Genomic DNA, 1,948 nt, shown 5'->3' with positions numbered 1-1,948 from the left:
CCCGGATACCTGCGCGGACGCGTCGGGACCGTGGAGGCCGTGCGGCCCGCCCACGTCCTGCCGGACACGCACGCGGTGTTCGGGGGCGAGCATCCGCAGCACGTCTACACCGTCGCGTTCCGCGCCGCCGAGCTGTGGGGCGAGGGCGACTTCACCGTGACCGCCGAGCTGTTCGAGAGCTACCTGGAGCGCCCGTGACGCACGACCCCGCCCTCCGGACGGAGGCGTTGGAGCAGCTCCTCACCGAGCGCGGCCTGGTCGTCCCGGAGGTCGTCGACGGCTTCGTGGCCAAGTACGAGCGCGAGGTCGGGCCGATGATCGGTGCCCGGGTCGTGGCGCGGGCCTGGACCGACCCGGCGTACCGGGCCCGGCTGCTGGCGGACGCGGTGCCCGCGATCCAGGAGGTGGCGTGGGGCGGCGGGGCGAACGGCGAGCACATCGTGGTCGTGGAGAACACCGCGGACACCCACCACGTCGTCGTGTGCACGCTGTGCTCCTGCTACCCGTGGCCCGTGCTGGGCCTGCCGCCCTCCTGGTACAAGGACCCGGCCTACCGGTCGCGGGTCGTGCGCGAACCGCGGACGGTGCTGGCGGAGATGGGGCTGGACCTGGTCGAGGGCGTCCGGATCGTGGTGCACGACTCGTCGGCCGAGGTGCGGTGGCTGGTGCTGCCGCAGCGGCCCCCGGGGACCGAGGACCTGTCCGAGGAGGAGCTCGCCTCCCTCGTCACCCGGGACGCGATGGTCGGCGTGGCCGTCGTGTCGGCGCCATGAGCGTGGACCTCGCCGTCGACGGCCCGACCGCTCCCCCGCGCAGCAACGGCGAGCTGCTCTTCGCCGCACCCTGGGAGAGCCGCGCCTTCGGCATGGCGGTGGCGCTGCACGAGGCGGGCGCCTTCGCGTGGCCCCGCTTCCAGCAGGCCCTGGTCGCCCGCATCGCCGCCCCCGGCGAGCGCCCCTACTACGAGGACTGGCTCGGCGCCCTGGAGGACGTCCTGGACCTGGGTGCCGAGGTCGCGGCCCGCGCGGAGACCCTCACCCACCGCCCGACGGGCCACGACCACCCCCACTGAGGTCCGCCCCGGCCTGCGCATCGCGGCGGCCGGGCGTCCGGCCGTGCTCGGACCGGATGTCGTCGCCGGACCCGGGGTTCTCCAGCGATCTCCTAGGATCGGGCCGTGGAGACCTGGACGGCCGCGCAGTGCGCCGAGGCGTGGGGCGTGCGGCCCGGCACCTGGGCGGGGTACGTCTCCCGGGGCCAGGCTCCCGCGCCCCTGCCGGACACCGAGCCGAAGCGCTGGTCCGCGGCGGAGGTCCGTGACTTCCCCCGCCCCGGGGTGGGCCGCTCCCGCGCGGGCGCCGGTGCCGAGGCACAGGAGCTGCTGGCCGAGATGACCACGGTCGCCGAGCGGATCGAGGAGCTGCGCGCGGAGCAGCGCAGGCTGCTCGTCGAGGGGAAGGAACGGGGCCTGGAGATCAGCCCGATGGCGAAGGCCCTCGGCATCTCCCGACAGACCGCCTACTCCTGGCTGAGCTGACCGGGGTGGCCCCGTCCCCGACCGACGCCGCGACCGAGCCCCCCGGCGGCAGGGCGGCGTTGCGCCTGCTCCGGCTCGCCGTCGCGACCTCGAGCCTGGACCGCTTCGCGATCTCCCCGCTGCTGGTCGTGATCGGGCTCGACCTCGGCGCCTCCCTCGCCCAGGTCGCGGTGGCCGCCTCCGCCTACTACCTCGCCTACGGGGTCATGCAGCCGGTCTGGGGCCTGCTCGGGGACCGGATCGGCCTGGTCAGGGTCATGCGGATCGCCCTGGTGATCGCCGGGGTGGCGGGCCTGGCATCGGCCTTCGCGCCGACCGTGGCGGTCCTGGTCGTGCTGCGGACGCTGACCGGGGCCTGCTTCGGCGCGGTGAACCCGGCGGGCCTGGTCTACGTCGGCGACACCTGGCCCA

At 75.3% G+C, this 1,948-nt stretch carries 5 protein-coding genes; all 5 read left to right on the top strand.

Translation table 11 applies throughout. From position 1 onward, the window contains the following. Nucleotides 1–198, top strand: a 198-nt coding sequence (locus H5J29_RS30780; protein WP_181784453.1) for an SH3-like domain-containing protein, incomplete at its 5' end; no start/stop codon positions are given. Continuing rightward, a complete protein-coding gene (gene nthA / locus H5J29_RS30775) occupies nt 195–773 on the top strand; it encodes a nitrile hydratase subunit alpha (RefSeq protein ID WP_181784452.1) in 579 nt (192 codons plus the stop codon). The genes H5J29_RS30780 and nthA, both read left to right, overlap by 4 nt. After that, nucleotides 770–1,072 (top strand): nitrile hydratase accessory protein, encoded by a 303-nt coding sequence (locus tag H5J29_RS30770; protein ID WP_181784451.1) that lies wholly within the window; start codon nt 770–772, stop codon nt 1,070–1,072. The genes nthA and H5J29_RS30770 overlap by 4 nt, the downstream gene beginning before the upstream one ends. A 105-nt stretch (nt 1,073–1,177) precedes the next feature. Next, nucleotides 1,178–1,537, top strand: coding sequence for a hypothetical protein (locus H5J29_RS30765; protein WP_181784450.1), 360 nt, complete (start codon nt 1,178–1,180; stop codon nt 1,535–1,537). Nucleotides 1,538–1,542: 5 nt separating this feature from the next. Continuing rightward, the coding region (locus H5J29_RS30760) for an MFS transporter (protein WP_181784449.1) at nt 1,543–1,948 on the top strand (406 nt) is incomplete at its 3' end.

Origin of the sequence: Pseudonocardia pini (genome assembly GCF_013870575.1) — a bacterium.
Classification (GTDB): domain Bacteria; phylum Actinomycetota; class Actinomycetes; order Mycobacteriales; family Pseudonocardiaceae; genus Pseudonocardia; species Pseudonocardia pini.
This window is presented reverse-complemented; position numbering and strand designations above follow the sequence as displayed.

Coding starts and splice junctions, on each gene's coding strand:
- H5J29_RS30770 (WP_181784451.1), top strand. CDS start 770: ATGAGCGTGGACCTCGCCGTCGACGGCCCGACCGCTCCCCCGCGCAGC.